Below are 26,115 nucleotides of genomic sequence, written 5' to 3'. Positions count from 1 at the left end.
GTTGAGAGTAAAGTTGTGAAAGCCAATACTTTAATTATTGATTATCGCTATGAATTGCCGTGGCAAAAGCGTTATGCCTCGAACGTGTGTACCGCCGGCTTATGGCTGACCTGGGGCCTGTTGTGGCAGCCAGTTTTAAGCAGTCTGGGCTTGCTGGATTTGGAACGGGATGCACTGATTCAGCAAGTGGCCCAGTTGATGCTAAGTATTCTGCAAAATGGTTTTAGTGCGCTGGTGGCTTGTGGCTTGAGTTTATGGCTGTGGACCAACTATATTCCGGCGCACTCCATCCAGACCATGCAACCGGCACCGCTAAACCAGTTTGCCGAGCATTTTCAGCTGGAACCGGTCATGTTAACGCAATCCCGTCAGGCTAAAATTGTCACGGTCTATCATGATCAGGAGGGTAAGATTGTCGATTTACAGGCACATTCCCAGCACGTTGCCTCTTAAAGGTCGGCTGGAATTCGGCTGCTCTGGTTTTATATCTGCAAAAAAAAAACAGGCAGCCTGAAAAGCTGCCTGAATGGAGATAAGAATCGCGCTTGGAATGAGGACTAAAGCTTGCGCCAGACCTTGTGTTCATCTTGAAATGAAATGGTGAAATTAAATTCCGTGCCGGCCGTGACCAGATAAGCTGTTGGCGTGGTCATCAGGACTTTTAAGATAGTGCCTGTCTCAAAATGGATAGGTGGGCAGTTCTCTTTCTCAAGTACCAGAGGCTGAATAAGTTCAACAGCTTTCACTTCCATCATGATTTCCCTCAAAAATGTATTATGTATCACATATTTATCTTAGCATTGTCTGGTCGGGAATATGTGTTTTATTCGTCAGATTATAAATAAGTAATTGATATTTTAAAAAATAAAGTTAAATTTTTAGTCTAAAAATTGGTATTTTAAGCTCTTGATTTTTCATTGTTTTACTGAAAATAGTCAGGGGGAGTATCGGGGTTTTATATTGCTTTAAATACCGGTCAGCGGAAAAAACGGTATTGAAAAGTACATGCGCTGTCCGGGAAATCTTGTATATTGCTCATGTTGAAGTCATCGCGTGGCGCATTGCACGCTGCAATGTTATAAACGCTGCTTTTCAACGTCTTGAAAAGAATAAAGGAAATAGAACACTGCATGTTTAAGTCATTTTTTCCACATCCGAAATGGTTTTTTAGTTCGCTGTTACTCTGGTTCGTTCTTAATCTGGTGCTGTGGTATTCTGGTGGACAAGGCTGGGGCACCATCATCGGTTTGCCCGAAGGCTATCATGAAGCAGAACTCCCGATTGGGGTCAGCCGTTTCTGGTCACCGGCATTTCTCTGGTTCTATCTCTGGTATTTTCTGGCCACAGCCATTTTTGCAATTTTCTGGCGGATTCAATCGGATAATCCCTGGCAGCGCTGGTCAGTGTGGGGCTCATCTTTCATTCTGTTTAATATCTGGTTCTGGGTGCAGGTGAGCGTGGTCATTAACGCCTGGTACAGCCCGTTTTATGACCTGATCCAGCAAATGCTGAGTAATGGCGGCGGTGATGTGAATAATCTCTATGCCGAGATCATGACCTTTTTGTATGTGGCAATTGTGGCGGTCACGGTTTCGGTATTTAACCTGTTCTTTGTCAGCCACTATGTGTTCCGCTGGCGAACGGCAATGAACAATTATTACACCGCCTACTGGGACCGGTTACGTCATATTGAAGGGGCATCGCAGCGTATTCAGGAAGATACCATGCGCTTTGCCCGTACCACCGAAGGTCTGGGCGTCAGTCTGATTGAAGCACTCATTACCCTGATTGCCTTTTTACCGGTTTTGGTAACGCTATCGAGCCATGTGAAAACCCTGCCAATTCTGGGCGAAATTCCTTATGCGCTGGTGTGGGCGGCAATTGGTTGGGCGGTGTTTGGTACCGTACTGCTGATGGTGGTCGGTTATAAACTGCCGGGACTGGAATTTAATAACCAGAAGGTGGAAGCGGCTTATCGTAAAGAGCTGGTCTATGGTGAAGATCATGCCGAGCGTGCCGATCCGCTGACTTTAAAAGAGCTGTTTAGCAAGGTTCGTCTGAATTATTTCCGCCTGTATTTCCATTATGCCTATTTTAACCTGGTACGAATCTGGTACATGCAGCTGGACAATATTTACGGTCTGTTTGTGCTGTTCCCAAGTATTGCTGCGGGAGCGATTACCCTTGGCCTGATGATGCAGATTGGTAACGTGTTCGGTAAGGTACGTGAATCGTTCCAGTATTTAATTGCCTCCTGGCCAACCATTATTGAACTGCTGTCGATTTATAAACGTTTAAAAGCCTTTGAATCGACCCTGGATGATTAAGTCATTCCCAACTGACCCGCTGTTAAGGCGGGTTTTTTAATGATCGGATGAAAGTGTTAAGGCGTTCAGGTTTCGTTGTTAAAACTCTGGATATTTTGCATTTATCAGATGATAGTGCGGGGCAGTAGTAATAAATAAACGAGAAATATCAAGTAAAATCAATTGGCTAGATTTGTTATTTGCGCCTATTTGAGCTATGTTTTGAGTGGGGAAAAATAGAGAATAAAGACGTGAATGTCAAAACCTTCATGATGTTGGCTGGGGTCGGTGTCGTCTTTTCGGGCTGTGTCAGTGTAGAGAGTTTTAGTCCAGATGCCTTGAAGCACTTTGCTTCGCCACAAGAGCTGATTGCGAAAAAAAATCTGAATCAGGCCAATGGTTCAGCCAAAGCCTATGTATATGACTGGGGACCACAGCGTAAAGAGCTGGCGGCAGAATCGCTGATTCCTCGCAAATATATGGGCAGCTATTGTCAGTCGCAGCAAGGACATTTAAAACTGGCCTATAAAAGTACGATGTCGATGCTGAAAAACAGTTGGTCCAAAAAACTGTTGGCGACTTATCGCGATGTTAATCAGGGCATTGGTGCCTATCGCTGTGTCAGAAAAAATGGCCCCGACTGGATTGTTTCAATCGAGCCGGTCAGCGAGCGTAAACGCGATGGTCAGGGTGAGGTGCGCATTGTGCATTTACTTACTCAAGTCATGACGGAAGATGAAGCACGGCGTTTTTATCGTTCGGCATCTTCCAGCAGCAAGAAGGCTAATACGAATACCAATCGGAATAATAAAAACACTAAAGCTGTTGCCAAAGAGCCCGAACCAAAAGAAACACCGGAACTTCCAGCCGAGAAAACCCCGGCACCCGTAAAAGCGGCGCCTGTGGTGGCTGCGACCCCACAACAGCAGCAGATGAAATATTATGTCGCTGCACGCCGTGATTTAAACAGCGGCCGCAATGAGTTAAATGCCTGTAACAGCGCACAGCGGGCCTATAATTATGGCCGGTTGCAGGGCACCAATGCGCGGAATGTCTATGCTGAATCGGGGATTTTGCTGGCGCGTTGCTTAAGCGCTGTGCCGAGTTTTAGTAACCGTTTTTCCCAGCCCAAAGCCCGGGCCAAACGGATTTTGCAGGAGCTGGCCAACCAGCATAATCATGCCGGTGCCAAGCGTATGCTCAGGCAAATGAAATAGTCAGTATAAGTAACCAGGAGAAGCACATCACTTCTCCTTTTTTATACGCGTTACACAGTCATAACAGGTGAGATTGCTGCTGGCATGCTACAAATAGGCTATTTCTGGTATGAGCCGATGTTGGCGAGGTATAACATGATGCAGTTGAGTCTAAAGCAGCTACGAGGATGGAGTCTAGCGATTGCGCTATTGGGTTGCTCACAAGTGAGTACGGCTGGTCCGGCCGTTGATCAGTTGAGTGACTGTCTGGTGAAGTCGACCACGGCAACCGATAAAACTGCGGTATTACAGTGGACCTTTGTTGCGCTATCTGCACATCCGGATTTGAAACACTTGAGTCAGGTAATGCCAGAACAAAAACAGGCTTTAGATCAAAAGCTGGCAACCGTTTTACAACGTATTTTGGTAGAGCAATGTTCAGCTCAGACTAAAGCAGTGATTCAAGCTGAAGGTATACAAGCGGTTGGAGACAGTTTTCAGGAGCTTGGACAGATTACGGGTGAGGAAATTTTAAAGAACCCTGAAGTGAAAGGGCAGTTGCAAGGCGTACTGCGTTATGTGGATTTGAATAAATTGGTCACGACTTTTTTAACCCCAGAGATTTGGAATAAGTTGGGTGTAACGAGGTAGTTCGGCCTTTGAAGATTATGAATAGTGAGAGCGATTTATAAACTGAATCGAAAGCATTAATGTTATAAAAAAAGCCATTAAAAAAGCTCCTTGAATCAAAGGAGCTTTTTTTATTTTTGAATCTAAAGGCTGATAGGTCATCTCATAAAAGATTCACTTGAGGAACAACACAATTAAACCGTCACAGTCGCCCCTAAAGCTTGAATAAACTGTGCCATCCAAGCAGGGTGTGCAGGCCAAGCCGGCGCTGTGATCAAGTGTCCATCAGTTACAGCTTCAGTTACTTCAATGTCTGCGTAAGTTCCGCCTGCAAGTTTCACCTCGGCTGCACAGGCAGGGTAAGCGGAACAAGTACGACCTTTGAGTACATCGGCTGCCGCAAGAATTTGTGCACCATGACAAACTGCTGCAATTGGTTTTTTCGCAGCATCAAACTCACGCACAATCTCAAGGATACGTTCATTCATGCGTAAATATTCGGGCGCACGTCCACCGGGAATGACTAAACCGACATAGTCCGCAGTGTGTACCGCTTCAAAGTTGTAGTTGATGGCAAAGTTATGACCGCGTTTTTCACTATAGGTTTGCTCGCCTTCAAAGTCATGAATAGCTGTAGCGATGCTTTCACCTTCATTTTTATCGGGGCAGACCGCATGTACGGTATAACCGAGACCTGTTAAAAACTGAAAAGGCACCATGGTTTCATAGTCTTCAGCATAGTCACCAACGAGCATTAAAATTTGTTTTGACATCTTTAAACCCTCTTAATTGTTTGTGCATATTTATGTTCAATTTTGATCTAAATTAGCACAGTTCAGATGTCATTTTTAAGTCATTCAGTGCTCTTTAGTCGTATAGCTGAGGTTGTTTATATAAAAAAGCCCCAAGTAATTGAGGCGTTTTAACTGTCTGTATAAGCGTGTTAAATCAATCAGTTTATATATTCATGGATATGAAATTTACTATGCTGAGGTGTTAATAGTCTAATGTGCAAGCTTTGCCCTGATATTCATAACGGTTGACATCATATTTTTGACCATTCCAACGGTAAACTGCAAAACAAAATCCGGGGCCACCATTTTCAATATCTGGCCAGCCGTATTTTCCTTTGGTTTTTAGAAAAGTAGGGATGCCCATGTTTTCAAAAATAAGTTTCCAATTTCCAGTTTTTTGCTGAGCAACGATATGGTAGCTGACACCTGTGTTGCCATAGCACATGGTGCTGTAGTCTGAAATGACTGCGTCTTTTAGACCGTCACCATTGAGGTCTTTGTATGTGGTGATTTCACCTGTGTCGCAGCTGCCTTCCCAGCCATGTTTGGTTTTTGAAAAGCCTGCGGCTTTAAATATTTGGCTGGCTTCTTTAGCAGGAACAGTGGGTTTGGTTTCTGCAAAGATGGTAGTGCTGAAGAAGGCAAGGCTAGAAAGTGTGAGGATGGCTATTTTCATTTTTGTCCTTTGATTTTTTGCAACTAATTGATTTTTAAAGAAATAAGATGTGGTTAATGTGGTGGGTTTTTAGGAGTTAGCTAGGTAGTTTTATCTCTCTATTAATGCTCCTTCTCTCAATGAGAGAGGGCTGGAGTGTAGTAATTTAGCAGTCACGTATAAAAAGACTTTGAAAGTTGGATGTGTCTTAAGACTTCGAATTTGGTGATTGATATGTTTTGTTTATAGTTAACTAAACTTCAAATCTTCTAAATATTGGTATAAATCTTTATTACTATTGATAGTATTTTCTTGAATTAACCGAATTATAGCTTTGATTGATGATGATAAATAAAATCGTAATTGATCGAGATCAATTTTTTCAGTGCTTATGTTTCCACCATGTGCAATGCCACTTCTATGACTATATAGTTTTGCCATTTGAGAACAGATATGTTTTCTACTGTTTTTATCTTTGTTGGCAATCAAGAATGCTGTGTTCTCCGATAATACTTTGGTTATTGCATCTCTGCCATTAGTCAGTAAGGCTTCCATACCTATAGCACAAAATAAAAAGCCTTCTTTAGTACTATTGGTTTTAAAAGAAGATGCATACCAATCAATAGCAGTGCGTAGTTTTTCAAGAATATCATTAGTGTAATTTTGATCAAAAAGAGGGAATGCTAAGTCTCGAAATGGAATTGCAATATTTGTATCAGGATGTACTGTATTGTCAAAATTAAGATAGCTTTTATAGATTATTTCTTGACTTGGATAAGATATTAGTTTGTCGTCGTAATTTACTAATAATGGTTGTAGATTATAGGTAGTCATATCAATATTTAATTCTATTTTAAACCCTATATTTCTACATAGACTACGTAAAAATATTAGTTCATTAATGAAATGTTCAGCGTCTTTAACGCTTTTTTGTTCAGCAATATGTTTGTCACCAAAATTTTCAATTTCTAAAATAGTCTGACCTTTGAATTTATCAATTTCTTTTAAAATTTTGTCATAAAAAATATCATTTTCTATATAAGTTCCATTGTTTTTTTTGAAGGAGGTTATTTCTTGATTATTTCAGTGAATCTTTTCTGAAAAGGATAAATTGGTTTGCTCACATTTTTGTTCAAACAATCCTATTTTTATATTGGAAAATTTATAAATTTTATTTGTTACCAAACGAGAAACGATAAAATAATGAAAATTTCGATTGGTTTTATATTTGAATAATTCATCAATTTTAATTAAAAAATCTTGAGCTTGAATTGGATTTCCAATTAAAAAAATTTCCAAAAAGGGTTTTAGTAAATCGTTAGCTGTTTTTAAAGAAACATAGTCTTCTAGTTGTTTGATTTGTAATATTTTTAGTAAAAACTCGTCCCAATAAATTTGAGCTTCTCTTGTGAAAAGATATGAAGCAATAGATCCAAAAATTAACTGACCGCTTCTTTGTCCATACATTTTCGGCTCATCAATAAGGTTTGTTAATTTTTTAAAAACTTCATCTAAGTGTCGTTGTTTACCAAGTTTAAAATTTTTTAAGTCCATTGAATAAAAAACCCCGCATTAAGCGAGGTTTTATCTCATGAAAACAACTGATTAGTCAATTATCAACCAATCAATTTCTTCATCAATTCATTTACTTGCGCAGGGTTGGCTTTACCTTTCGCTGCTTTCATCACTTGACCGACTAGACCGTTAAAAGCTTTCTCTTTACCAGATTTATACTCTTCAACCATCTTTTCGTTGGCAGCAAGTACGTCCTTAATAATTGCTTCAATTGCGCCTGTATCAGTTTCCTGTTTCAAGCCTTTTTCCGCAATAATTTCGTCCGCAGTTTTGCCTTCTTCCCACATAAAGCCAAATACTTGCTTCGCAATCTTACCGTTAATGGTGTTGTCCACAATACGTGCAATCATGCCACCCAGTTTCTCACTCGACACAGGAGAATCAGCAAGGTCTAGGCCAGCTTTGTTTAAAGCACCAGAGAATTCACCCATCACCCAGTTCGCCGCAATTTTACCTTGTGCAGCGCCACCAGCAGCCTTAACGACTTCTTCATAAAATTCAGACATTTCACGCGTCAGTGTAAGCACGTGAGCATCGTACTCAGTCACACCAAAGTCCGCCACGAAACGCGCACGACGTGCAGCAGGCAGCTCAGGCATGGTCGCCTTAATCGCTTCGATCTGTTCGTCAGCAATGATCACAGGCAACAGGTCTGGGTCAGGGAAGTAGCGGTAATCGTTCGCTTCTTCTTTCGAACGCATCGAACGTGTTTCCATTTTCACCGGGTCGAACAAACGTGTTTCTTGGTCGATGGTGCCATCCCATTCCAGAATTTCCATTTGACGTTCAATCTCAACATTGATCGCTTGTTCAATGAAACGGAATGAGTTCAGGTTTTTGAGTTCACAACGTGTACCGAACGGTTGACCCGGACGACGTAAAGACACGTTACAGTCAGCACGGAATGAACCTTCGGCCATGTTACCGTCAGAGATCCCTAACCAACGCACCAAAGTATGAATCGCTTTAATGTAGGCAACCGCTTCTTCAACAGAGCGCATATCGGGTTCAGATACGATTTCTAAAAGTGGTGTACCTGCACGGTTTAAGTCGATGCCTGACATGCCTTCAAATTGATCATGAATCGATTTACCTGCATCTTCCTCAAGGTGCGCACGGGTTACGCCAATGCGTTTGGTGGTGCCATCTTCAAGCTGGATGTCAATATGACCGAGGCCCACAATCGGGTTGTCCATTTGGCTGATTTGGTAGCCTTTTGGAGAATCAGGGTAGAAGTAGTTTTTACGTGCAAATACAGACGCTTGGTCGATATAAGCATCAATACCCAAACCAAAGCGAATTGCCAGATCAACCACTTCTTTGTTCAGTACAGGCAGTACACCTGGCATGGCTAAATCTACCAGGCTGGCCTGAGTATTTGGATCATTACCAAACTCGGTTGATGAACCGGAGAAGATTTTAGAGTTGGTCGCAAGCTGGGTGTGAATCTCGATCCCAATGACAACTTCCCAGCCATCAATCAGGTTAGATTTTGGTTTCGCGTTATTCTTCGCCATTATGCGTTCTCCTCAGCAATTGCCGCACGTTGTGTATGCCAATTGGTGGCTTGTTGGTACTGGTGCACCACAGACAACAATTGAGATTCTGACCAGTAATTACCAATCAGCTGTAAGCCAACTGGCAGGTTGTTCTGGTCAAAACCAACAGGGGCATTAATGGCAGGCAGACCGGCCAGGTTCACCGCAAGGGTGTAAATATCACCCAGATACATTTCTACCGGAGTCAGGTCAGCACCCACTTTATAGGCGGTAGTCGGTGCAGATGGCGCAGCAATCACATCCACCTGTTCAAAGGCTTTCAGGAAGTCTTGCTGAATTAAACGACGGACTTTCTGCGCTTTTACATAGTAGGCATCGTAATAACCGGCAGACAGGGCATAGGTACCAATCAGGATACGGCGCTGAACTTCAGCACCGAAACCTTCTGAACGAGAACGTTTGTACAGGTCCAGAATATCTTTTGGATCTTCACAGCGATAGCCATAACGTACGCCGTCATAACGTGACAGGTTTGAAGATGCTTCTGCTGGTGCAATCAGGTAATAGGTTGGTACATAGGCTTCAGTCATGTTGAGATCAACCTCAACCAGAATGGCACCCATCTCTGCTAATTTTTTCAGCGATTCTTCAACGCGTGCTTTTACATCTGCGGCCAGACCGGCAACGTTAAAGTACTGTTTTGGAATACCAATACGTAAACCTTTTAACGATGTACCATTCAGGTTCGCCACGTAATCATCGACATCTTTCTCGACCGACGTTGAATCTTTGGCATCATGACCCGCCATCACGTTCATCAGATACGCACAGTCTTCCGCAGAACGCGCCATAGGACCGCCTTGGTCTAAAGATGATGCGTATGCGATCATACCGAAACGTGAAACACGGCCATAGGTTGGTTTCAGACCGGTCAAACCACAGAAAGAAGCTGGCTGACGAATCGAACCACCGGTATCGGTACCGGTTGCAAATGGCGCCAGATCAGCCGCGACCACCGCAGCCGAACCACCTGAAGAACCACCCGGTACACGATCCAGTGCCCACGGGTTTTTGGTTGCGCCAAAGTATGAGCTTTCCGAGGTCGAACCCATTGCGAATTCGTCCATGTTCACTTTACCTAAAGTGACTAAGCCAGCAGTTTTACCTTTGGCAACCACCGTAGCATCGTAAGGCGAGATAAAGTTATCCAGCATTTTAGAACCAGCGGTGGTTTTAATGCCTTGGGTACAGAAAATATCTTTATGCGCAATAGGCACACCGGTCAGCACACCAGCGCCGCCAGCTTGACGCAACGCATCGGCAGCATCGGCTTGGGCCAGCGCCTGTTCCGCAGTTACGGTGACATAGGCATTGACCTGGGCATCAATTTTTTCGATGCGTTTTAAATAATGTTCGGTCAATTCGCGAGCAGAGAATTTTGCATTGGCTAAACCCTCAGTCAGTTCACGAATGGATAAGCGATGTAAATCTGTCATGAGAAATATTCTTTACCTGAATTCAACAAAAAGATGAGCGCTGAAAAAATTATTCAATTACGCGTGGTACCAGATACAAACCGTCCTGCACGGCAGGTGCAACGGCCTGATATTCCTCACGATGGTTATCTTCAGACACCACATCTTCACGTAGCGGTTGAGGGTGGTCAAATGGGCTTTTGAGTGGCTCAACGCCATCGGTATTGATGCCTTTTAAGGTTTCCATCATGCCTAAAATTTTATTTAGACTTTGAGCATATTCAGCAGATTGCGTATCATTGAGCGACAACCGAGCAAGATTGGCGATTGCTGAAACTGTTTGTGCATTTAAATCTGCAGAATGCTGTGCATCCGATGTAGACATAACATCACCTAATCAGTATTAAAAATTTTCAAAATATCGTGCGTTATAATAAGCGATTGACTTGTCCAAAGCATCACATTTAGTTAAAGTTGCCAACTTGCGTCCACATAAAGTTTAATCGAGAACGACTCCGTGATTCTAAAACGACTAATTGGCTTGTTTTCACCAGATCTAGCCATTGATTTAGGTACAGCAAATACACTTATTTATGCGCCAGGACGAGGCATTATATTAAATGAACCGACGGTTGTGGCAATTCGTCACAGCGGTTCACAGAAAATCGTTGCCGCAGTCGGTCTGGATGCTAAACAGATGCTGGGTCGTACACCTGCCAATATTTCTGCCATTCGTCCCATGAAAGACGGCGTCATTGCCGACTTTGAAGTGACTGAAACCATGCTGAACCAGTTCATCAGTAAAGTGCATGAAAAGCGCCTGTTTCCGCCTGCACCGCGTGTGGTGGTCTGTGTGCCATGCAAATCGACGCTGGTTGAACGTCGCGCCATTCGTGAGGCAGTGTTTAATGCCGGTGCGCGTGATGTCCGTTTAATTGAAGAACCGATGGCTGCAGCAATTGGTGCCGGTATGCCGGTTGAGCAGGCGTGTGGTTCGATGGTGGTCGATGTGGGCGGTGGTACAACTGAAATTGCGATTATTTCGCTACAAGGTTGTGTCTATGCAGATTCACTGCGTATTGGTGGTGATGTGTTTGATGAGCAGATCATCAACTATGTCCGTAAAGCGCATGGCTGTGTGATTGGTGAAACCACAGCAGAAACCATCAAGAAAGAAGTGGGCATGGCAGTTCCTGAAGAGGGTGCGAAACCACTGGAAATTGAAGTGCGTGGCCGTAACCTGGCCGAAGGGGTACCTCGTGCCATTACCGTGACTTCTGATGAAATTACTCAGGCGATTTCTGATCCGCTACAAAATATTGTTTCGGCAGTAAAATCGGCGCTGGAACAAACACCACCAGAATTGTCTTCCGATATCGCTGAGCGCGGTATTGTCCTGACCGGTGGTGGTGCCTTGCTGCGTAATCTGGACAAGCTGCTGGCCAAAGAAACCGGCTTGCCAGTGGTTGTGGCTGAAGAGCCTTTAACCTGTGTCACCCGTGGTGGTGGCAAGGTGCTGGAATTCTTTGATAATCCAAACCATGACATGTTATTTGTAGGCTAATCAAAAGGACCCGGCGGTGCAATCACATCTGTTTTCCAGACAACCGCCATCTTTTCGCTCCTTTATTATTGCGGTCATTACATGCCTGGTGGTGCTGTTTTTTAACTGGCGCATGCCGCATGTAATTCAACCGGCAAGGGATCTCTTGTACGCGGCATATAATCCGATTTATGCGCTGGCAAGTTATCCGGTGTTGTCGCGAGAATGGCTAAGTCAACAAAGTAAATCTGAAGCCCAGTTGCGTCGTGAAAATACCGCGATGCAGGCTGAGCTGCTTCAGGCACAGGTACGCCTGCAAAAACTCTCCGAACTGTCTGCCGAAAATACCCGTTTACGTGGCCTGCTCGATACGCCACTGATCATTGACGGACGCATGGAAATTGCCGAAGTGATTGGGACCGATGCCGATCCGCTACGACATATTATTGTGATTAACCGCGGCGCCAACCGTCAGCTCAAAGTCGGGCAAACCGTGCTGGATGATCGTGGTATTATGGGCCAGATTGTTGATGTCTATCCGCACAGTAGCCGGGTGATGCTGCTGTCTGATAAAGAACATTCGCTGTCGGTACGTCTGGAACATACCGGTATGCGCGCGATTGTTTCGGGTACGGGTGACTTAGGTCGTTTAAAAATGGAATATGTGCCGACCAGCGCCAATATCAAAGTCGGTGAAAAAGTCTATAGCTCCGGACTCGGTGAACATTTCCCGGCAGGTTATCTGGTCGGAACTATTTCCAAGGTCAGCCGGCATAACTCGGGCGAGTTTGCGCAAATTGATGTGATTCCTGCTGCACAGCTGGCCGGTGGACATCATGTGGTGGTGTTATTCTCTGAATCCTTATCGCGGGAGCAGCCACATGCCAATCGCTAAAATGGGCCAGCGCAAACCCAAAGATCCTTTATTCCCGATTATTTTTTCGGTCATTATTGCCTCGGTGCTGCTGGTTTATCCTTTGTCTTATGGCTTATCGGGCTGGCGTCCGGTATTTATGATGATGGTGATGCTGTTCTGGGTCATGAGCCAGCCGACCTGGTGCGGCGTCTGGTTTGCCTTTGGCACCGGCCTGTTTGCAGATTTGCTGCTGGATGCACCGCTGGGCATGAATGCCTTAAGTTTTGTATTAATTACTTTTGTGGCGCGATTCTTGACCCGTGAACGCCGGGTGATGACTTTTGCCAATTTATGGGTGATTGCCAGTATTGCCATTGTGGTCCATCTGGCGCTGATCTGGCTGTTACAGGTTATGGCTGGTATTGAATTTCCATTTGCCCGTCACTGGCAACCGGTGCTGTCCAGCATTCTGGTCTGGCCGGTGCTGTATTATCTGCTACGAAAATGGCGCAGCGTATAATTCTGGCCTCCAGCTCACCTAGACGCCGTGAGCTGCTTACACAGTTGGGGCTGCAATTTGAGATTTACAGCCCGGACATCGACGAGTCTATTTTGCCAGATGAGCCAGTTGAGCAGTATGTTGAGCGGCTGGCCTGTGCCAAAGCTGATGCTGTGTTGGCACGTTTTCCAGAGGCGATTGTGATTGCCGCTGATACCAGTTTGGGCGTTGATGGGCAGATTTTAGGAAAACCAGAATCTAAGGCGCATGCCTTTGCCATGTGGCAGCAGATTTCCGGTCGAAAACATGATGTATTTTCAGGTGTTTGCGTACGCACAAAAGCAGAAAAATACAGTATAGTGGTACGTACCCAGGTTGAATTTCAAGCGCTGAGTCTGAGTGACATGGAGTGTTATTGGGCCAGTGGAGAGCCGCTGGGCAAGGCGGGAGCCTATGCCATACAGGGCATTGCAGCACGTTATATCCCGCGTATTGAAGGCAGTTATAGCAACGTGGTGGGATTGCCGCTGCATGAAACCGTACAGTTATTACAGACAGTTAAGGCACTAAATTAACTGCTGCTAGAAGAATTTTTATAAGGCTTTGAGTTGTATTATGTCTGACGAGTTGTTGATTAACGTCACGCCTATGGAATGTCGTGTCGCGTTAATTCAAAACGGCACGGTCAATGAATTATTTGTTGAACGTACCGCCAAACGTGGTTTAGTAGGAAATATTTATAAAGGTAAAGTGGTACGGGTGCTGCCAGGCATGCAGGCCGCTTTCGTCGATATTGGGCTGTCACGTACCGCTTTTTTACATATCAATGACATGGTCTGGCCGCGTAGCCAGCCAACGCCAAATGTCTTCGAGCTGTTACAGCCGGGGCAAATCCTTACCGTGCAGGTCATGAAAGACATGCTCGGTACCAAAGGTGCGCGTCTGTCGACCGATCTGTCAATTCCTTCGCGTTATCTGGTTTTGATGCCGTTTGGCAGCCATATTGGGGTATCACAGCGGATTGAATCGGATGAAGAGCGTGACCGTTTACGCTCGATGATTGAACGGATTCAGAAACAGCATAAACTGCCGGGCTCGGTGATTGTTCGTACCGCTGCAGAAGGGGTGGAAGAAGCCGCCATTGCCCAGGATATGGCCTATCTGGCCAAGCTGTGGGAGCATATTCAGCGTAAACAGAAAATTATTGCGGTGCCGTCTTTAATTTTTGAAGAGCTACCTTTACCGCAGCGTGTGATTCGCGATCTGGCCAATGAAGAAACCGCCAAAATTTATGTCGATTCACGTGAAATCTATGCCAAGCTGAAAGAGTTTGTCGATGAGTTTGTGCCGAATATGCAAAACCGCTTGTTGCATTATCCGGGCGAACGGCCGCTGTTTGATTTATACAATGTCGAAGAAGATATTCAGAAGGCGCTTCAAACCCGCGTCGCGCTGAAATCGGGTGGCTATCTGATGATTGATCAGACCGAAGCCATGACCACCATTGATATCAATACCGGTTCTTATGTCGGCGGGCGTAGTCTGGAAGACACGGTCTTTAAAACCAATATGGAAGCCACACAGGTGATTGCACGTCAGTTGCGACTGCGTAATCTGGGCGGGATTATCATCATTGATTTTATTGACATGCAGGAAGCGCAGCATCGTGAAGAAGTGATGGGCCAGTTCGAGAAAATGCTGGAACGCGATCATGCTAAAACCAAAATTACCCAGGTGTCTGAACTGGGTCTGGTGGAAATGACCCGTAAGCGTACCCGTGAATCTCTGGAACATTTGCTGTGTGAGTCTTGTCCAACCTGTCAGGGCCGCGGTTATGTGAAAACAGCCGAGTCAGTGTGTTACGAGATTTTTCGAGAAATTATGCGCTATGCACGTGCCTTTGAATCTCAGCGTGGCTTTACTGTCGTTGCCCATCCATCGGTGATTGACCGGCTGTTAACCGCAGAAGCACCAGCCGTCGCGGATCTGGAGCATTTCGTGAATCGTGTCATAAAATTCCAGGTTGAAAATTTATACACGCAAGAGCAATACGATATCATTTTAAGCTGAAATTGTAACAGGATATCGTTAAACAGTTGTTACATCTGAAATTTTACTTTTTTAGGTAGATTCACAATACTAAGCATACACCAAAGCCAAAGCCGTAATCTCCCTTACGGTTTCAGCAAAATGAGGTCTATCATGGGTATGAGCGAAGTCGTGATTAATAAAAGTCTTAAAGTTTTAGAACCAAAAACTGTACACAGTGCGGCGTATATCGTAGATGAGCAAGGTAAAGAAGTACAAATTACCACCGCCATGATTCGCACCGTCTGTCAGCAATTATTAAAACAATGTCGAACCATTAAAAGTTAAGGGGCCTTTTGAAAGCCCCTTAATTTTTTCTCTTATCATTACAATTTTAAAAAAGAGATTCATACTTTTCGTCTGAATCTCGATGTTCTTCCGGCCTGGGTCGAGTCTTTTAACTGACTTTTTGTTCCACCTCGTCCAAGGTCACATCTACCGTTTCAATAATCCGTTCGAAACGCTGAATTTCATCTTCCAGATGCTGTAATAGGTTCTGCATTTTTGGCAGGGCATTGCGGCAGGCTGTTAAACCGACTTCCAGCTTGTCCTGATAACTGGTCATAGTAATGTTCAGCGCCTGGCCATCCAGCACAATTGAAGCCGGATACAGTGCTTCGAGTTTGGCACCATTCCAGTACAGCGCTTCACGCGGTCCCGGTACATTGGAAATGACCAGGTTAAAGGCCTGACGTTTTGGCATTAAACCAGACACAATGTTTAGGCCGGCGGCGCTATAAACAAAGGCGCTATAGTTGAGAATCTGGTTGGCATTCATGCGTTTAAAGCGTTCTTTGGCATTTAGTACGCTGCGGCGAATAATGCTGAGACGTTCCAGCGGATTGTCCTTATGCGTCGCCAGATTGGCCAGAATCATGGTAATCCGGTTGGATACATCGGAATCATCGCTACGGACTGAGGCGGGCACCATGGCAATTAGTGGTTTTCTTGGCAGGGCATTCTGGCTGAGTAAATATTCACGTAAGGCACCTGAACAGATGGCCAGCACAATGTCATTAATCGTAACGCCTAGGGCCTTGGCAATTTTATGCAGACGGGCAAACTCATAGGACTGTGCAGCAAAGCGGCGTGAAGAACTGACGCGCTGATTCAGAATTGAACTTGGCGCCTGGAAGCTGGATACATAATCCGGATTACGGCCCATATCTTTCATTACGGTTTGTGATAACTCGTACATGACTCGCGGTGTGGCTTCCAGCTGGCTTTTCAGGCCTGCTGCAATATTTTTAAAGCGGCTGGCTTTTGGCTCTTTCAGGCGTTTGGCGCGGCGGCCTTCTACACACCAAGGCGGTACAATACTTTTGGCATCCGGATCGTGTGAGAGCGATTTTTCCAGTAAGCGCATGCCGGCAATGCCATCAACCATGGCATGATGGATTTTGAAGTACATGGCAAAGCGGTTGCCTTCAATCCCTTCAATAATATGACAAGTCCATAGCGGTTTGGCGCGGTCAATCAGCGCGCTGTGTTCTTGAGAAATATAGGTCAGTAATTCACGGATTCGTCCCGGATGAGGCAGGGCGATATGACGGAAATGATGGTCCAGATCAAATTCAGGATCTTCATCCCAGAATAGTCCATTTAATTTATTGTTAAATGGTGGAATCGGCATCGATTGAGAATTACGGATGTCTTCGACCAGATCTTGAATAAAGGTTTCAGGTGCGTTCTCTGGAATCTGAAATAGAAATAACCCCCCAACATGCATTGGTTGCTGGCGTTTTTCTAAAGACAGAAAGATAAAATCAATCGGATGTAATGGACGCATAGCGTTAATTGCCTCACTGCAATATGACCGACCCTCATTGGAACGGCTTTTTAGAATTATAGGTGAACTGACTTAGTATATAGTGTTTATCATATAAACGCGGAACTTTGTTTATTCTGTTGCGTAAAAAAATAAACCACTGCTGGGCAGTGGTCTAGCGCATTTATTTTTTCAGATTTCCGGCGTGAAGTCCACATTCTTTATGGGTTGCATCTTCCCACCACCAGCGGCCTTCGCGTTCATGCTGGTTTGGTAGCACCGCACGGGTACACGGTTCACAGCCAATCGAAATAAAACCTTTTTCATGTAATGGATTATATGGAATTTCCATTAAACGGATGTAATTCCAGACATCGCTACTGGACCAGTTGGCCAAAGGATTATACTTGATCAGCTGTTTGCCAGGACCAGAAAAACCCGGGTCAGCCTGAACCACTGGAATTTCATTGCGCGTGCCCGGACTCTGGTCTTTACGCTGACCGGTAATCCAGCCATCTAGCGTGGCCAGCTTTTTACGCAGCGGCTGAACTTTACGGATGCCGCAGCATTCCTGATGACCATCGGCGTAGAAACTGAATAAGCCTTTTTCATTAACCAGTTGCTGAATCGCTTCAGTTTCGGGGAAACAGATTTCAATTGGAATATTATAGTGCTTGCGAACGGTTTCAATAAATTGATAGGTTTCACCATGCAAACGGCCGGTATCCAGGCTAAAGACACGAAAAGGCAGACCTAAATTGGCTGCCATATCAATCAGCACCACATCTTCAGCGCCTGAAAAGGAAATCGCAATTTCACCTGGCTGGCTGAGTGCCAGTTTTAGAATTTCACTTGGAGATTTATCTGCATATTCGGCGGCAAGCGCGTCAACGAGATCAATAGTGGGAATGGTAGTCATAATATTCCTGGCTATAGGCTTGGAGATGACAAAACCTATATTAATTTATTTCGGCTGTATTTTAATAGAAATGCCAAAACCGACTTATCACTAAAAAATCAATGCTTATGAAAAAAATAGATTTAAAAAAGAACAAGTCAAAAGCACGATCTTGGTCTATGATAGAGCAAATTTTTTTCAATGACAGATATGGGGAGCATTCATGGAAGTTGTATGTCTTGATCTTGAAGGTGTGTTGGTTCCAGAAATTTGGATTAACTTTGCAAAAAAAACTGGGATTAAAGAGCTAGAAGCGACAACCCGTGATATTCCTGACTATGATGTATTAATGACACAGCGTTTGAATATCTTAAAACAGCATGGTTTAGGTTTAAATGATATTCAGGAAGTGATTGCCGATATGGGCCCATTTTCGGGTGCTAAAGAATTTGTGGAATGGCTACGTACGCATTTCCAGCTGATTATTTTATCTGATACCTTCTATGAGTTTGCCCACCCATTAATGAAGCAACTGGGCTGGCCAACCATTTTCTGCCATAAACTGGAAACTGATGAAAATGGCATGATCACCGCGTACAAGCTGCGTCAACCTGACCAGAAGCGTCAGGCGGTAAAAGCATTACATGGTTTGAATTTCCGTGTAATTGCTGCAGGTGATTCGTATAACGATACAACGATGTTGGGTGAAGCGGACAAAGGTTTCTTATTTGATGCACCTGAAAATGTGATTGCAGAATTCCCACAGTTCCCTGCAATTAACGGTTATGCAGCATTAAAAGAAGCAATTCGTGGTGCTTCGGTACGAGATATTCCTGCTTAATTTAAGCTGAATACAACAAAGGGCATCATTTGATGCCCTTTGTTATACTTGGTTTTGAAAATTTAGAAGCGGTAGCCAATTTTTAAGCCATAACCTAATGCGTAGTTGTCGGTAAACTCACCCACAATATTGCCACCCGTTTGAGCATGAGCATCACCCAACCAGAAGTATTTTACGCCTGCTTGAATAAAGTAGTTTTCTGCAGGGCTGTATTGACCACCTAAGCCAACACTCCAATAACCTTCTGTTGGACCTAAAGTGGTGACAGGATTGCCCGCACCAGAGTCATAACCTACAGAAGCAGAACCAGACCATTGATTGTTAAATTTACGTCCTACGCCGACGGTTGCAGACCATTGATCATCTGAATAGTCAATAAGGTTATTGCCGGAAGCTGCATTTAAAAACTTTGGTGTGACCGCAAATTGATCCCAATGTACCCAACGGATATTGGCAAAAGCTAAAGTGTTGGCTGCAACACCTGTTTGAAAATCAATATTTACTGATTGCGGAGTTATGACATCAAGTTGTGATTCAACATTTAACATTGGCATTAACTTGTGTGTTTCTACCGATTTAGCTTTATGCTTGATTTCGGAGCGATAAGTTACTGATGTTTTAAGTGCGATTTCGGGGATTTGATAAGCAAAGCCTGCGAGCCAACCAAAAGCCTCTTCTTCATGTATTTTAATGTCATAGCCACTTAAAACTTTAGTTGGGTCTTTAGGTGATATATAGGCTTGACCACGCAGGGAGACATCTGCTTCAACAGTTTGCCAAACAGGACCCGCGTAGAAATTCCAGTTTTCTGTAGGTTGGTAACCAATTAAAGCCGTGAGATTGTGTGTTTCAACTTCTACTTGGGTTTCTTCACCATTCGCGGCAAAAACTGGATTATTTGAAGGGTAGAGAGATTCGGCGCCAAAAGGTTGGTCATATAAAAGACCTATAGAAATGTGTTCAGTTGCTTGTACTTTAATCGCAGCAGAAGGGAAATAATAATCTTCTGCCATATCCTTTACTTTCAATTGATTAGATTGAACTTTGGGATCTAAAATTGAAATACCTGCTTCTGCATAATTACCCGGTTGTAAAAATGCAGCAATAGATTGACCAGAACGGTCTAAACCAGCAGCAAGCGCAGGTGTAAGTGGGAGAGTGCTAAGTAAAATAGCCGAATAGATTTTATTGAGCTTCATGGTCGTTCCCTGATGCTTTATGTAACAAAAAGTGCAGGAAAAGTAACATATTTGAAAAAAGAGTAAATGCTCAACTTCGCAGAATAAATGAACTGAATAAGTTATAAATAGCAGTTGATTAGAGTGAAAGTACTATTATTAGGTCTTAAGTAAATGAATTTTATTAAATAATTTTTTAGGGTGGTATTTGGGTAAATATGTGTTTAATTGTTTTAAATTTGAACATTTAGTTAACACTTGTATAAAAAAAGAGGAGTTTTAAGTGCAAAAAAAGCCACCTCGAAGGGTGGCTCTTTTGAAAAATATTGGAATTAGAAGCGGTAACCGATTTTTAAGCCGTAGCCCCAAGCATCGTTATCTTCAAATTCACCTACATTCGGGTTGGCTGCTGTTAGGGCATCTGCATCACCTAACCAGAAGTATTTAACACCACCGGCAATAAAGTAATTTGCTGCTGGGCTATATTGTAAACCTAAACCAAGGTTCCAGTAACCTTCAGTTGGACCAAGGGTGGTGACAGGGTTGCCTGCACCAGAGTCCCAGCCTACAGACACATTACCAGCCCATTTTTCATTAAATTTACGGCCTACGCCTGCGGTAGCAGACCATTGATCTTCATTGTATTCAACTAAGTTACCGCCTGGTACTAATGCGTCAATGACATAACCAAAGTCATTTGGTCGGATGGAGAAACCATCCCAATTTACCCAACGGACATTAAGAAAACCTACAGTATTGGCCATGATGCCAGATTGTAAATCTAAGTTAACAGATTGAGGAGTTGTAACTGCAGTTTTGCCAGGTTGGTATTGTGCAAGAGGATTCATGGCCCCAACCATATTTGCACCACTTAGTTCGCCTGCAAGAGGGTGAGTTATATTTTCAGTAGCTTGCAACTCATGTTTGATCTCGGAGCGATAAGTTACAGAAGCTTTAAGAGCAATTTCAGGAATTTGGTAAGCTAAACCTGCAATCCATCCTAGCTCACTATCTTCTTTCATATTGGCATTATAGCTTAATTGTCCAAAAGGACCATAAGCTTCACCACGAAGAGCTACATTACCTTTTGCAGTTTGATATACAGGACCTGCGTAGATATTCCAGTTTTGAGTAGGTTGGAAACCAAATAAGAAGGTTAAGTTTTCAGTTTCAACTTCTGCTGCTGTACCATCATTACCTGTAGGATTGAAAGCAATTGATTGAGCTGTATATTCAGCTTTAGCACCAAATGGCTGGTCATAAATAACGCCAAAAGAGAAGTTATCTGTGAGCTGAAGTTTTAATGCAGCTGATGGGAAATAATAGTCACTTGCCATATCACCAGTGGCTTGCCCACCTAATTCTGCAGAAGTGGTACCAGATACATCCGGATCTAATACAGATAGTCCTGCTTCAAAATAGTTGCCTGGTTGCAAAAAAGCTGCAATAGATTGGCCAGAACGATCCATTGCTGCGGCAAAAGCACCCGTCATTGGTACTGTCGCCAAAATCATTGCTGCGCTAAGCGTTTTTAATTTCATTCTTCATTTTCCCTTGATGCACAAAGTTTTAACAAAATTTTCTGATGCTTGTTTGTTTGTTGACTCTGGAGAGATCAGTGTTTTATCACTGAAATCCTTTGTTACTCCATGTGACAAAAATAGCACAATTAAAATAAGAGTAAATGCTCTACATGAACTATTGAGTATAAAATCCAACCTCATTAGAGCTTAAACTCTAAATTAATCTTATTTTTTTATTGTTATTTATTGATAAATAATAAGAAAATTATAAAAAGAGATGTTTTTTTAATATTTTCAACTGATTGAAATTTGATCAATTTTAATGGCTGAAAATTTGAGGCTTATTTATTTGAAACTATAATTTTTGAGATTTAATTCAAAATTTTAGAGACGGGCATGCTCTCAAAAATCAGGTGATTAGTGGGTTAAAAACAGAAGCAGCTATATCGCTGCTCCTGATCTGTGGAATTTAAGCTACATCTAGCCCTGTTGTGATTAGCTTAGCCCCTGTAGCAGCCTGAATTTGTGCAAGGGTCACATCTTTGGCCAGTTCTACGAGCTTTAAGCCCTGTTCAGTCACATCAATCACGCCGAGATCATTAATAATCCGGTTGACGACACCTTGACCGGTCAGAGGCAGGCTACATTCGGAAAGCAGTTTTGGACTGCCATCTTTGGCACAGTGTTCCATGAGCACCACGACTTTCTGTACCCCAACCACCAGATCCATGGCGCCGCCCATGCCTTTGACTTTTTTACCTGGAATCATCCAGTTAGCCAAATCGCCATGTTCCGACACTTCCATGGCACCTAAAATGGCAATGTTGACATGTCCGCCACGAATCATGGCGAAGGACTCTGCGCTCGAGAAAAATGATGCCCCTGCTTGTGCAGTTACCGTCTGTTTCCCGGCATTAATCAGGTCAGGATCAACCGTGTCCTGAGTTGGAAACTCACCAATGCCCAGCAGGCCGTTTTCAGACTGTAGCCAGACGTTGATATGTTCTGGAATATAGTTAGCAACCAGGGTGGGCAGGCCAATCCCTAAATTAACATAAAAGCCATCTTGCAGCTCAAGCGCAGCACGCTGGGCCATTTCATTTCGCGTCCATGCCATGGTTTAAGCCTCCGCCTTTAAGGTCATCTGTTCAATCCGTTTTTCGGGTGTGCTGTTCAGTACCACACGGTTGATATAAATTCCAGGCAGATGGATCTCGTCCGGGTCCAGCTCGCCGATTTCCACAATCTGCTCGACTTCCGCAATGGTAAATTTGCCGGCCATGGCACATTCAGGATTAAAGTTACGGGCAGTTTTGCGGAATATTAAATTTCCGGCTTTATCTGCCTTGTAAGCTTTAATTAATGCAACATCGGCAGTTAAGGCGTGTTCCAGAATATAGGATTTTCCTTCAAATTCACGAACTTCTTTGCCTTCGGCAATCAGCGTGCCGACCCCGGTTTGTGTATAAAATGCCGGAATCCCCGCGCCGCCAGCACGTAATTTTTCTGCCAGTGTGCCTTGAGGGGTTAGTTCCACTTCCAGTTCACCACTTAAATACTGGCGTTCAAATTCCTTATTTTCACCAACATAGGAGGAGACCATCTTTTTAATCTGTTTGGTCTGTAGCAGTTTGCCCAAACCAAAATCATCGACCCCAGCATTGTTGGAAATACAGGTCAGTCCAGTCACTCCGGTATTTTTTAGCGCTTCAATTAAGGCTTCAGGAATGCCACAGAGGCCAAAACCACCTACCGCGAGCGTTTGATGATCGGCCACCACATCGGCCAACGCCAGCTCAGCAGTTGCTACTACTTTATTCATCTGTTTTAACCTGCTTGTTTAGCTGTCGACTTTGGCACTGCCAGCGTTGTTGTCTAACTCGGAGGCATGCAGGAAATGGGTATGATGCGGCGCGCGTTTGGTTTTGCTCCATTGCTCCAGCATTTCATGCTTCATGTCTTCGGTAATCAGGGCGATTTTTTCTGGCGCAGCTTCATCATCGTAGGCCAGTTCCAGACGATGGCCATTCGGATCAAAAAAGTAAATTGAATGGAAAATGCCATGATTGGTCACGCCTAAAACCTCGACACCATTGGCTTCCAGATGCGCTTTGGCTTCGAGCAGTGCAGCACGGTCTTTGACTTTCAGGGCAATATGCTGCACCCATTTCGGGGTGTTTTCATCACGGCCCATTTCTGGCTGGGTCGGCAGTTCAAAAAAGGCCAGTACATTGCCATTGCCGGCATCCAGGAATAAATGCATGTATGGGTCAAAGGCTTTGGTCGACGGTACATAGTCTTCGGCAAAAGCCAGAATAAAGTCCATATTCAGGTTTTTTTTGTACCACTCGACGGTTTCTTTGGCATCTTTACAGCGATAGGCAACGTGGTGAATTTTTTCAATTTGAATGGTCATGGTTCAATATCCTTATTGATGAATCTTAGGCGGCATCTGCCTGTGCTTCGGGTGCGGCCTGTTGAAATGCAGGCAGGGTGAGACAATGGCTATAAATCGCGGCAATTTTTGGGAAGTCGGTTAAATCGACATGAAAGCGCTGGGCGTTATAGACCTGTGGAATCAGGCAGCAGTCTGCAAAAGTGGGCTGGTCGCCAAAACAGAAACGGCCATTGGAATCGGTCAATTGTGCTTCCAGACTCTGAAAGCCCAAAGTCACCCAATGCTGATACCACGCTGTTTTCTGTTCATCGCTGAGTTGCAGCGTGCCGCTTAAATATTGCAGCACACGCAGGTTGTTAATCGGATGAATATCGCAGGCAATGCTCTGGCAAAAAGCACGGATTTTGGCGCGTTGCTGTAGATCGGCCGGTAACAGGGCTGGCTGCGGATATTTTTCTTGCAGATATTCCAGAATGCTCAGCGACTGGCTCAGCTGAAAATCATCCTCCACCCAGGCCGGAATCAGGCCGCTTGGGTTGATTTGACGATAGGCAGGCTGATGCTGTTCACCGCCATTGTTTAGCAAATGTACCGGAATAATCTCAGCTTTTAATCCCTTCAAGTTCAGCGCAATCCGCACCCGGTAAGCAGCTGAACTGCGAAAATAACTATACAGTTTCATGGGCAGCATCCTGCACTTCATCTGTGGCAAAGTTAAATTGCACTGCAGGCAAGACGGTGCCGCTGACTTCACCAAAGCCAATACGCAGGCCATCTTTTTCACAGTAACCTTTCATGATCAGCGTGTCGCCATCTTCCAGGAAGCCGCGCTGTTGACCGTTGGCCAAAATTAACGGTTTGCTGGTGTTCCAGGTCAGTTCCAGCAAGGAGCCATAAGAATCCGGCGTTGGACCAGAAATGGTGCCGGAACCCATTAAATCGCCAACCTGAACATTACAGCCTGAAACAGTGTGATGGGTCAGTTGCTGTGCCATCGACCAGTACATATATTTAAAGTTGGTCTGGCAGATCACATCGCTCTGTTCCGATTGTGCGGCTTTGAGCTCAACCGACAAATGGATGTCATAGCTGTTATCGACCTGTTCTTCACGTAAATAGGCCAGGGGACGTGGCTCTTGCACCGGGGTACGGGTTTTAAACGGTTCCAGCGCCTCCATGGTCACAATCCATGGTGAAATGGATGAAGCAAAGGTCTTGGCATTAAACGGCCCTAAAGGCACATATTCCCATTGCTGGATATCACGTGCTGACCAGTCATTGAACAGCACCATGCCAAAAATATGCTCCCAAGCATTCTCAATCGAGATGGGTTCACCCAGTTTGTTGGGTTTGCCAACAATAAAGCCGGTTTCCAGTTCAAAATCGAGTTTACGGCAAGCCGAGAAAATTGGACGTTCGGCATTCGGTAACTTGATCTGGCCGGATGGACGTACCACCGGTGTACCACTCACCACCACAGAACTGGCGCGGCCGTTATAACCGACCGGTAATTCTGACCAGTTTGGTAGCAGGGCATTCTTCGGATCACGGAACATGCAGCCGACATTGGTGGCATGTTCTTTAGATGAATAGAAATCGGTGTAGCCCGGAATATGTACCGGCAGATGCATATGCACTTCTGCCTGAGCGAAGAAAGCCTGTGCACGTAAACTGTCATTGTCACGTAATGTCGGGTTGTCGGCAGACAGCAGGCTTTGTAATTCCTGACGGATTTTGCGCCAGTTGTGTTGACCCGATTCAATAAATTTATTCAAGGTCGGCTGATTAAAATAACTTTCGCCGGCCTGAATGCTGAGAAAACCGTTCGCTTCCAGCATGGCCAAATCCACCACCCATTCACCTAAGGCTACACCAATACGGCGATGGCCCGTTGGGCTTTCGCTAAATACGCCATACGGCAGGTTCTGAATCGGGAAATCTGAATGTGCTGCAACGTCTACAAATGCTTGCTGAGTCATATGGGGTTCCTGCATATCTCGATGAAAACGGTCCAGTGTTTTCGATCTGGGAGTGATCTGGATCACTTGATTTTTGTCATAAATCTCATCATACTCATTTTTATTAATTACTCAATAGTTAATTAAATTACGAATATCGTAAAAATGTAAATAAAAGAATTCTGCAGAGATGTATTTATCAAGTGGAGCGTAAAACTCTGTCTTTCAGGTCAGAGATATAAGCGACACGACATGAAATGTCGTTTAATTGCTAAAAACCAATATTTCAAGCCTGATATGAGCTAACATAAGCCCATGAAAACACTTAAATTACGTATAAAAGACAGTCACACAAAGGTGCTAGACCAATTGGCATCTGAAGTTAATTTTGTCTGGAACTATGTCAATATTTGTGTTGCAAACACCTACAGCGCA

28 protein-coding genes and 1 pseudogene are annotated in these 26,115 nt (G+C 44.2%); 12 read left to right on the top strand and 17 right to left on the bottom strand.

The window, feature by feature from the left end:
* Nucleotides 1-15 precede the first annotated feature (15 nt).
* Nucleotides 16-453 (top strand): poly-beta-1,6-N-acetyl-D-glucosamine biosynthesis protein PgaD, encoded by a 438-nt coding sequence (pgaD, locus tag VF685_RS03325; protein WP_127798684.1) that lies wholly within the window; start codon nucleotides 16-18, stop codon nucleotides 451-453.
* A 104-nt stretch (nucleotides 454-557) separates the two neighbouring features.
* Here the strand turns inward: pgaD and VF685_RS03320 are convergent, their stop codons facing one another.
* Complete coding sequence (locus VF685_RS03320) at nucleotides 558-755, bottom strand: hypothetical protein (RefSeq protein ID WP_127798682.1); 198 nt, start codon at nucleotides 753-755, stop codon at nucleotides 558-560.
* Nucleotides 756-1,130: 375 nt separating this feature from the next.
* Here VF685_RS03320 and sbmA point away from each other — a divergent pair, with 375 nt between their 5' ends.
* The 3 genes from sbmA to VF685_RS03305 all read left to right on the top strand — a co-directional run bounded on the left by sbmA (nucleotide 1,131) and on the right by VF685_RS03305 (nucleotide 4,153).
* Nucleotides 1,131-2,327, top strand: coding sequence for a peptide antibiotic transporter SbmA (sbmA, locus tag VF685_RS03315; RefSeq protein WP_104472676.1), 1,197 nt, complete (start codon nucleotides 1,131-1,133; stop codon nucleotides 2,325-2,327).
* Between the two features lie 230 nt (nucleotides 2,328-2,557).
* On the top strand, nucleotides 2,558-3,523 hold the full coding sequence (locus VF685_RS03310) for a hypothetical protein (protein WP_104499288.1): 966 nt from the start codon (nucleotides 2,558-2,560) through the stop codon (nucleotides 3,521-3,523).
* Between the two features lie 135 nt (nucleotides 3,524-3,658).
* A complete protein-coding gene (locus tag VF685_RS03305; protein WP_286385339.1) occupies nucleotides 3,659-4,153 on the top strand; it encodes a hypothetical protein in 495 nt (164 codons plus the stop codon).
* Nucleotides 4,154-4,326: 173 nt separating this feature from the next.
* Here VF685_RS03305 and VF685_RS03300 read toward each other — a convergent pair whose 3' ends face one another.
* From VF685_RS03300 to gatC, 7 genes are all read right to left on the bottom strand, one after another.
* On the bottom strand, nucleotides 4,327-4,905 hold the full coding sequence (locus tag VF685_RS03300) for a DJ-1/PfpI family protein (RefSeq protein WP_127798678.1): 579 nt from the start codon (nucleotides 4,903-4,905) through the stop codon (nucleotides 4,327-4,329).
* A 223-nt stretch (nucleotides 4,906-5,128) separates the two neighbouring features.
* Nucleotides 5,129-5,602, bottom strand: a complete 474-nt coding sequence (locus VF685_RS03295) for a hypothetical protein (RefSeq protein ID WP_127798676.1) — start codon at nucleotides 5,600-5,602, stop codon at nucleotides 5,129-5,131.
* A 228-nt stretch (nucleotides 5,603-5,830) separates the two neighbouring features.
* Nucleotides 5,831-6,415: a HEPN domain-containing protein gene (locus tag VF685_RS03290; protein ID WP_164844934.1), complete on the bottom strand. Its 585-nt coding sequence runs from the start codon at nucleotides 6,413-6,415 to the stop codon at nucleotides 5,831-5,833.
* Between the two features lie 249 nt (nucleotides 6,416-6,664).
* A complete protein-coding gene (locus VF685_RS03285; RefSeq protein WP_286385340.1) occupies nucleotides 6,665-7,135 on the bottom strand; it encodes a hypothetical protein in 471 nt (156 codons plus the stop codon).
* Nucleotides 7,136-7,197: 62 nt separating this feature from the next.
* Entirely contained in the window at nucleotides 7,198-8,673 is a 1,476-nt protein-coding gene (gatB, locus tag VF685_RS03280; RefSeq protein WP_163145525.1) for an Asp-tRNA(Asn)/Glu-tRNA(Gln) amidotransferase subunit GatB, read from the bottom strand.
* Nucleotides 8,673-10,151 carry an Asp-tRNA(Asn)/Glu-tRNA(Gln) amidotransferase subunit GatA gene (gene gatA / locus VF685_RS03275; protein WP_104470939.1) on the bottom strand — a complete coding sequence of 493 codons (1,479 nt, stop codon included), beginning with the start codon at nucleotides 10,149-10,151 and terminating at the stop codon, nucleotides 8,673-8,675. Before gatA ends, gatB begins: the two co-directional genes overlap by 1 nt.
* Before the next feature lie 49 nt (nucleotides 10,152-10,200).
* Nucleotides 10,201-10,515 carry an Asp-tRNA(Asn)/Glu-tRNA(Gln) amidotransferase subunit GatC gene (gene gatC / locus VF685_RS03270; protein ID WP_045796270.1) on the bottom strand — a complete coding sequence of 105 codons (315 nt, stop codon included), beginning with the start codon at nucleotides 10,513-10,515 and terminating at the stop codon, nucleotides 10,201-10,203.
* Between the two features lie 132 nt (nucleotides 10,516-10,647).
* On the opposite strand from gatC, the gene VF685_RS03265 reads away from it, so the two are divergent.
* The 6 genes from VF685_RS03265 (at nucleotide 10,648) to VF685_RS03240 (ending at nucleotide 15,404) form a co-directional block, all read left to right on the top strand.
* On the top strand, nucleotides 10,648-11,694 hold the full coding sequence (locus VF685_RS03265; RefSeq protein WP_005179708.1) for a rod shape-determining protein: 1,047 nt from the start codon (nucleotides 10,648-10,650) through the stop codon (nucleotides 11,692-11,694).
* Nucleotides 11,695-11,710: 16 nt separating this feature from the next.
* A complete protein-coding gene (gene mreC, locus VF685_RS03260) occupies nucleotides 11,711-12,568 on the top strand; it encodes a rod shape-determining protein MreC (protein WP_005179707.1) in 858 nt (285 codons plus the stop codon).
* Nucleotides 12,555-13,049 carry a rod shape-determining protein MreD gene (mreD, locus tag VF685_RS03255; protein WP_016659382.1) on the top strand — a complete coding sequence of 165 codons (495 nt, stop codon included), beginning with the start codon at nucleotides 12,555-12,557 and terminating at the stop codon, nucleotides 13,047-13,049. Before mreC ends, mreD begins: the two co-directional genes overlap by 14 nt.
* Complete coding sequence (locus tag VF685_RS03250) at nucleotides 13,034-13,603, top strand: Maf family nucleotide pyrophosphatase (RefSeq protein ID WP_286385341.1); 570 nt, start codon at nucleotides 13,034-13,036, stop codon at nucleotides 13,601-13,603. Before mreD ends, VF685_RS03250 begins: the two co-directional genes overlap by 16 nt.
* 40 nt (nucleotides 13,604-13,643) lie before the next feature.
* Entirely contained in the window at nucleotides 13,644-15,098 is a 1,455-nt protein-coding gene (gene rng / locus VF685_RS03245) for a ribonuclease G (RefSeq protein ID WP_286385342.1), read from the top strand.
* A 132-nt stretch (nucleotides 15,099-15,230) separates the two neighbouring features.
* Complete coding sequence (locus tag VF685_RS03240) at nucleotides 15,231-15,404, top strand: PA1571 family protein (protein WP_005179698.1); 174 nt, start codon at nucleotides 15,231-15,233, stop codon at nucleotides 15,402-15,404.
* A gap of 109 nt (nucleotides 15,405-15,513) precedes the next feature.
* On the opposite strand, the gene VF685_RS03235 is transcribed toward VF685_RS03240, so the two are convergent.
* Both VF685_RS03235 and VF685_RS03230 read right to left on the bottom strand, forming a co-directional pair.
* On the bottom strand, nucleotides 15,514-16,905 hold the full coding sequence (locus VF685_RS03235; RefSeq protein WP_005179696.1) for a WS/DGAT/MGAT family O-acyltransferase: 1,392 nt from the start codon (nucleotides 16,903-16,905) through the stop codon (nucleotides 15,514-15,516).
* A gap of 163 nt (nucleotides 16,906-17,068) precedes the next feature.
* A complete protein-coding gene (locus tag VF685_RS03230) occupies nucleotides 17,069-17,803 on the bottom strand; it encodes a phosphoadenylyl-sulfate reductase (RefSeq protein WP_016659380.1) in 735 nt (244 codons plus the stop codon).
* A 202-nt stretch (nucleotides 17,804-18,005) separates the two neighbouring features.
* Here VF685_RS03230 and thrH point away from each other — a divergent pair, with 202 nt between their 5' ends.
* Entirely contained in the window at nucleotides 18,006-18,623 is a 618-nt protein-coding gene (gene thrH, locus VF685_RS03225; protein WP_286385343.1) for a bifunctional phosphoserine phosphatase/homoserine phosphotransferase ThrH, read from the top strand.
* A 62-nt stretch (nucleotides 18,624-18,685) separates the two neighbouring features.
* On the opposite strand, the gene VF685_RS03220 is transcribed toward thrH, so the two are convergent.
* The 7 genes from VF685_RS03220 to fahA form a co-directional block, all read right to left on the bottom strand.
* Nucleotides 18,686-19,822: an OmpP1/FadL family transporter gene (locus VF685_RS03220; RefSeq protein WP_168383534.1), complete on the bottom strand. Its 1,137-nt coding sequence runs from the start codon at nucleotides 19,820-19,822 to the stop codon at nucleotides 18,686-18,688.
* Nucleotides 19,823-20,133: 311 nt separating this feature from the next.
* Nucleotides 20,134-21,342, bottom strand: a complete 1,209-nt coding sequence (locus VF685_RS03215) for an OmpP1/FadL family transporter (RefSeq protein WP_163141370.1) — start codon at nucleotides 21,340-21,342, stop codon at nucleotides 20,134-20,136.
* 451 nt (nucleotides 21,343-21,793) lie between these two features.
* On the bottom strand, nucleotides 21,794-22,441 hold the full coding sequence (locus VF685_RS03210) for a 3-oxoacid CoA-transferase subunit B (protein WP_286385344.1): 648 nt from the start codon (nucleotides 22,439-22,441) through the stop codon (nucleotides 21,794-21,796).
* Between the two features lie 3 nt (nucleotides 22,442-22,444).
* Nucleotides 22,445-23,146 (bottom strand): CoA transferase subunit A, encoded by a 702-nt coding sequence (locus VF685_RS03205; RefSeq protein WP_104489353.1) that lies wholly within the window; start codon nucleotides 23,144-23,146, stop codon nucleotides 22,445-22,447.
* A gap of 18 nt (nucleotides 23,147-23,164) precedes the next feature.
* Nucleotides 23,165-23,740 carry a VOC family protein gene (locus tag VF685_RS03200; protein WP_005179677.1) on the bottom strand — a complete coding sequence of 192 codons (576 nt, stop codon included), beginning with the start codon at nucleotides 23,738-23,740 and terminating at the stop codon, nucleotides 23,165-23,167.
* 25 nt (nucleotides 23,741-23,765) lie between these two features.
* A complete protein-coding gene (maiA, locus tag VF685_RS03195) occupies nucleotides 23,766-24,404 on the bottom strand; it encodes a maleylacetoacetate isomerase (RefSeq protein ID WP_163141376.1) in 639 nt (212 codons plus the stop codon).
* Nucleotides 24,391-25,701, bottom strand: coding sequence for a fumarylacetoacetase (gene fahA, locus VF685_RS03190; protein WP_180192012.1), 1,311 nt, complete (start codon nucleotides 25,699-25,701; stop codon nucleotides 24,391-24,393). Before fahA ends, maiA begins: the two co-directional genes overlap by 14 nt.
* A gap of 294 nt (nucleotides 25,702-25,995) precedes the next feature.
* On the opposite strand from fahA, the pseudogene VF685_RS03185 reads away from it, so the two are divergent.
* Nucleotides 25,996-26,115: pseudogene (locus VF685_RS03185) on the top strand (RNA-guided endonuclease TnpB family protein); the annotation flags it as partial.

It is taken from the genome of Acinetobacter sp. Brlt_5 (genome assembly GCF_051949055.1).
Classification (GTDB): Bacteria; Pseudomonadota; Gammaproteobacteria; order Pseudomonadales; family Moraxellaceae; genus Acinetobacter; species Acinetobacter indicus.
Note: the sequence above shows the minus strand (reverse complement) of the source record. Positions and strands in the feature narration are given on the sequence as shown.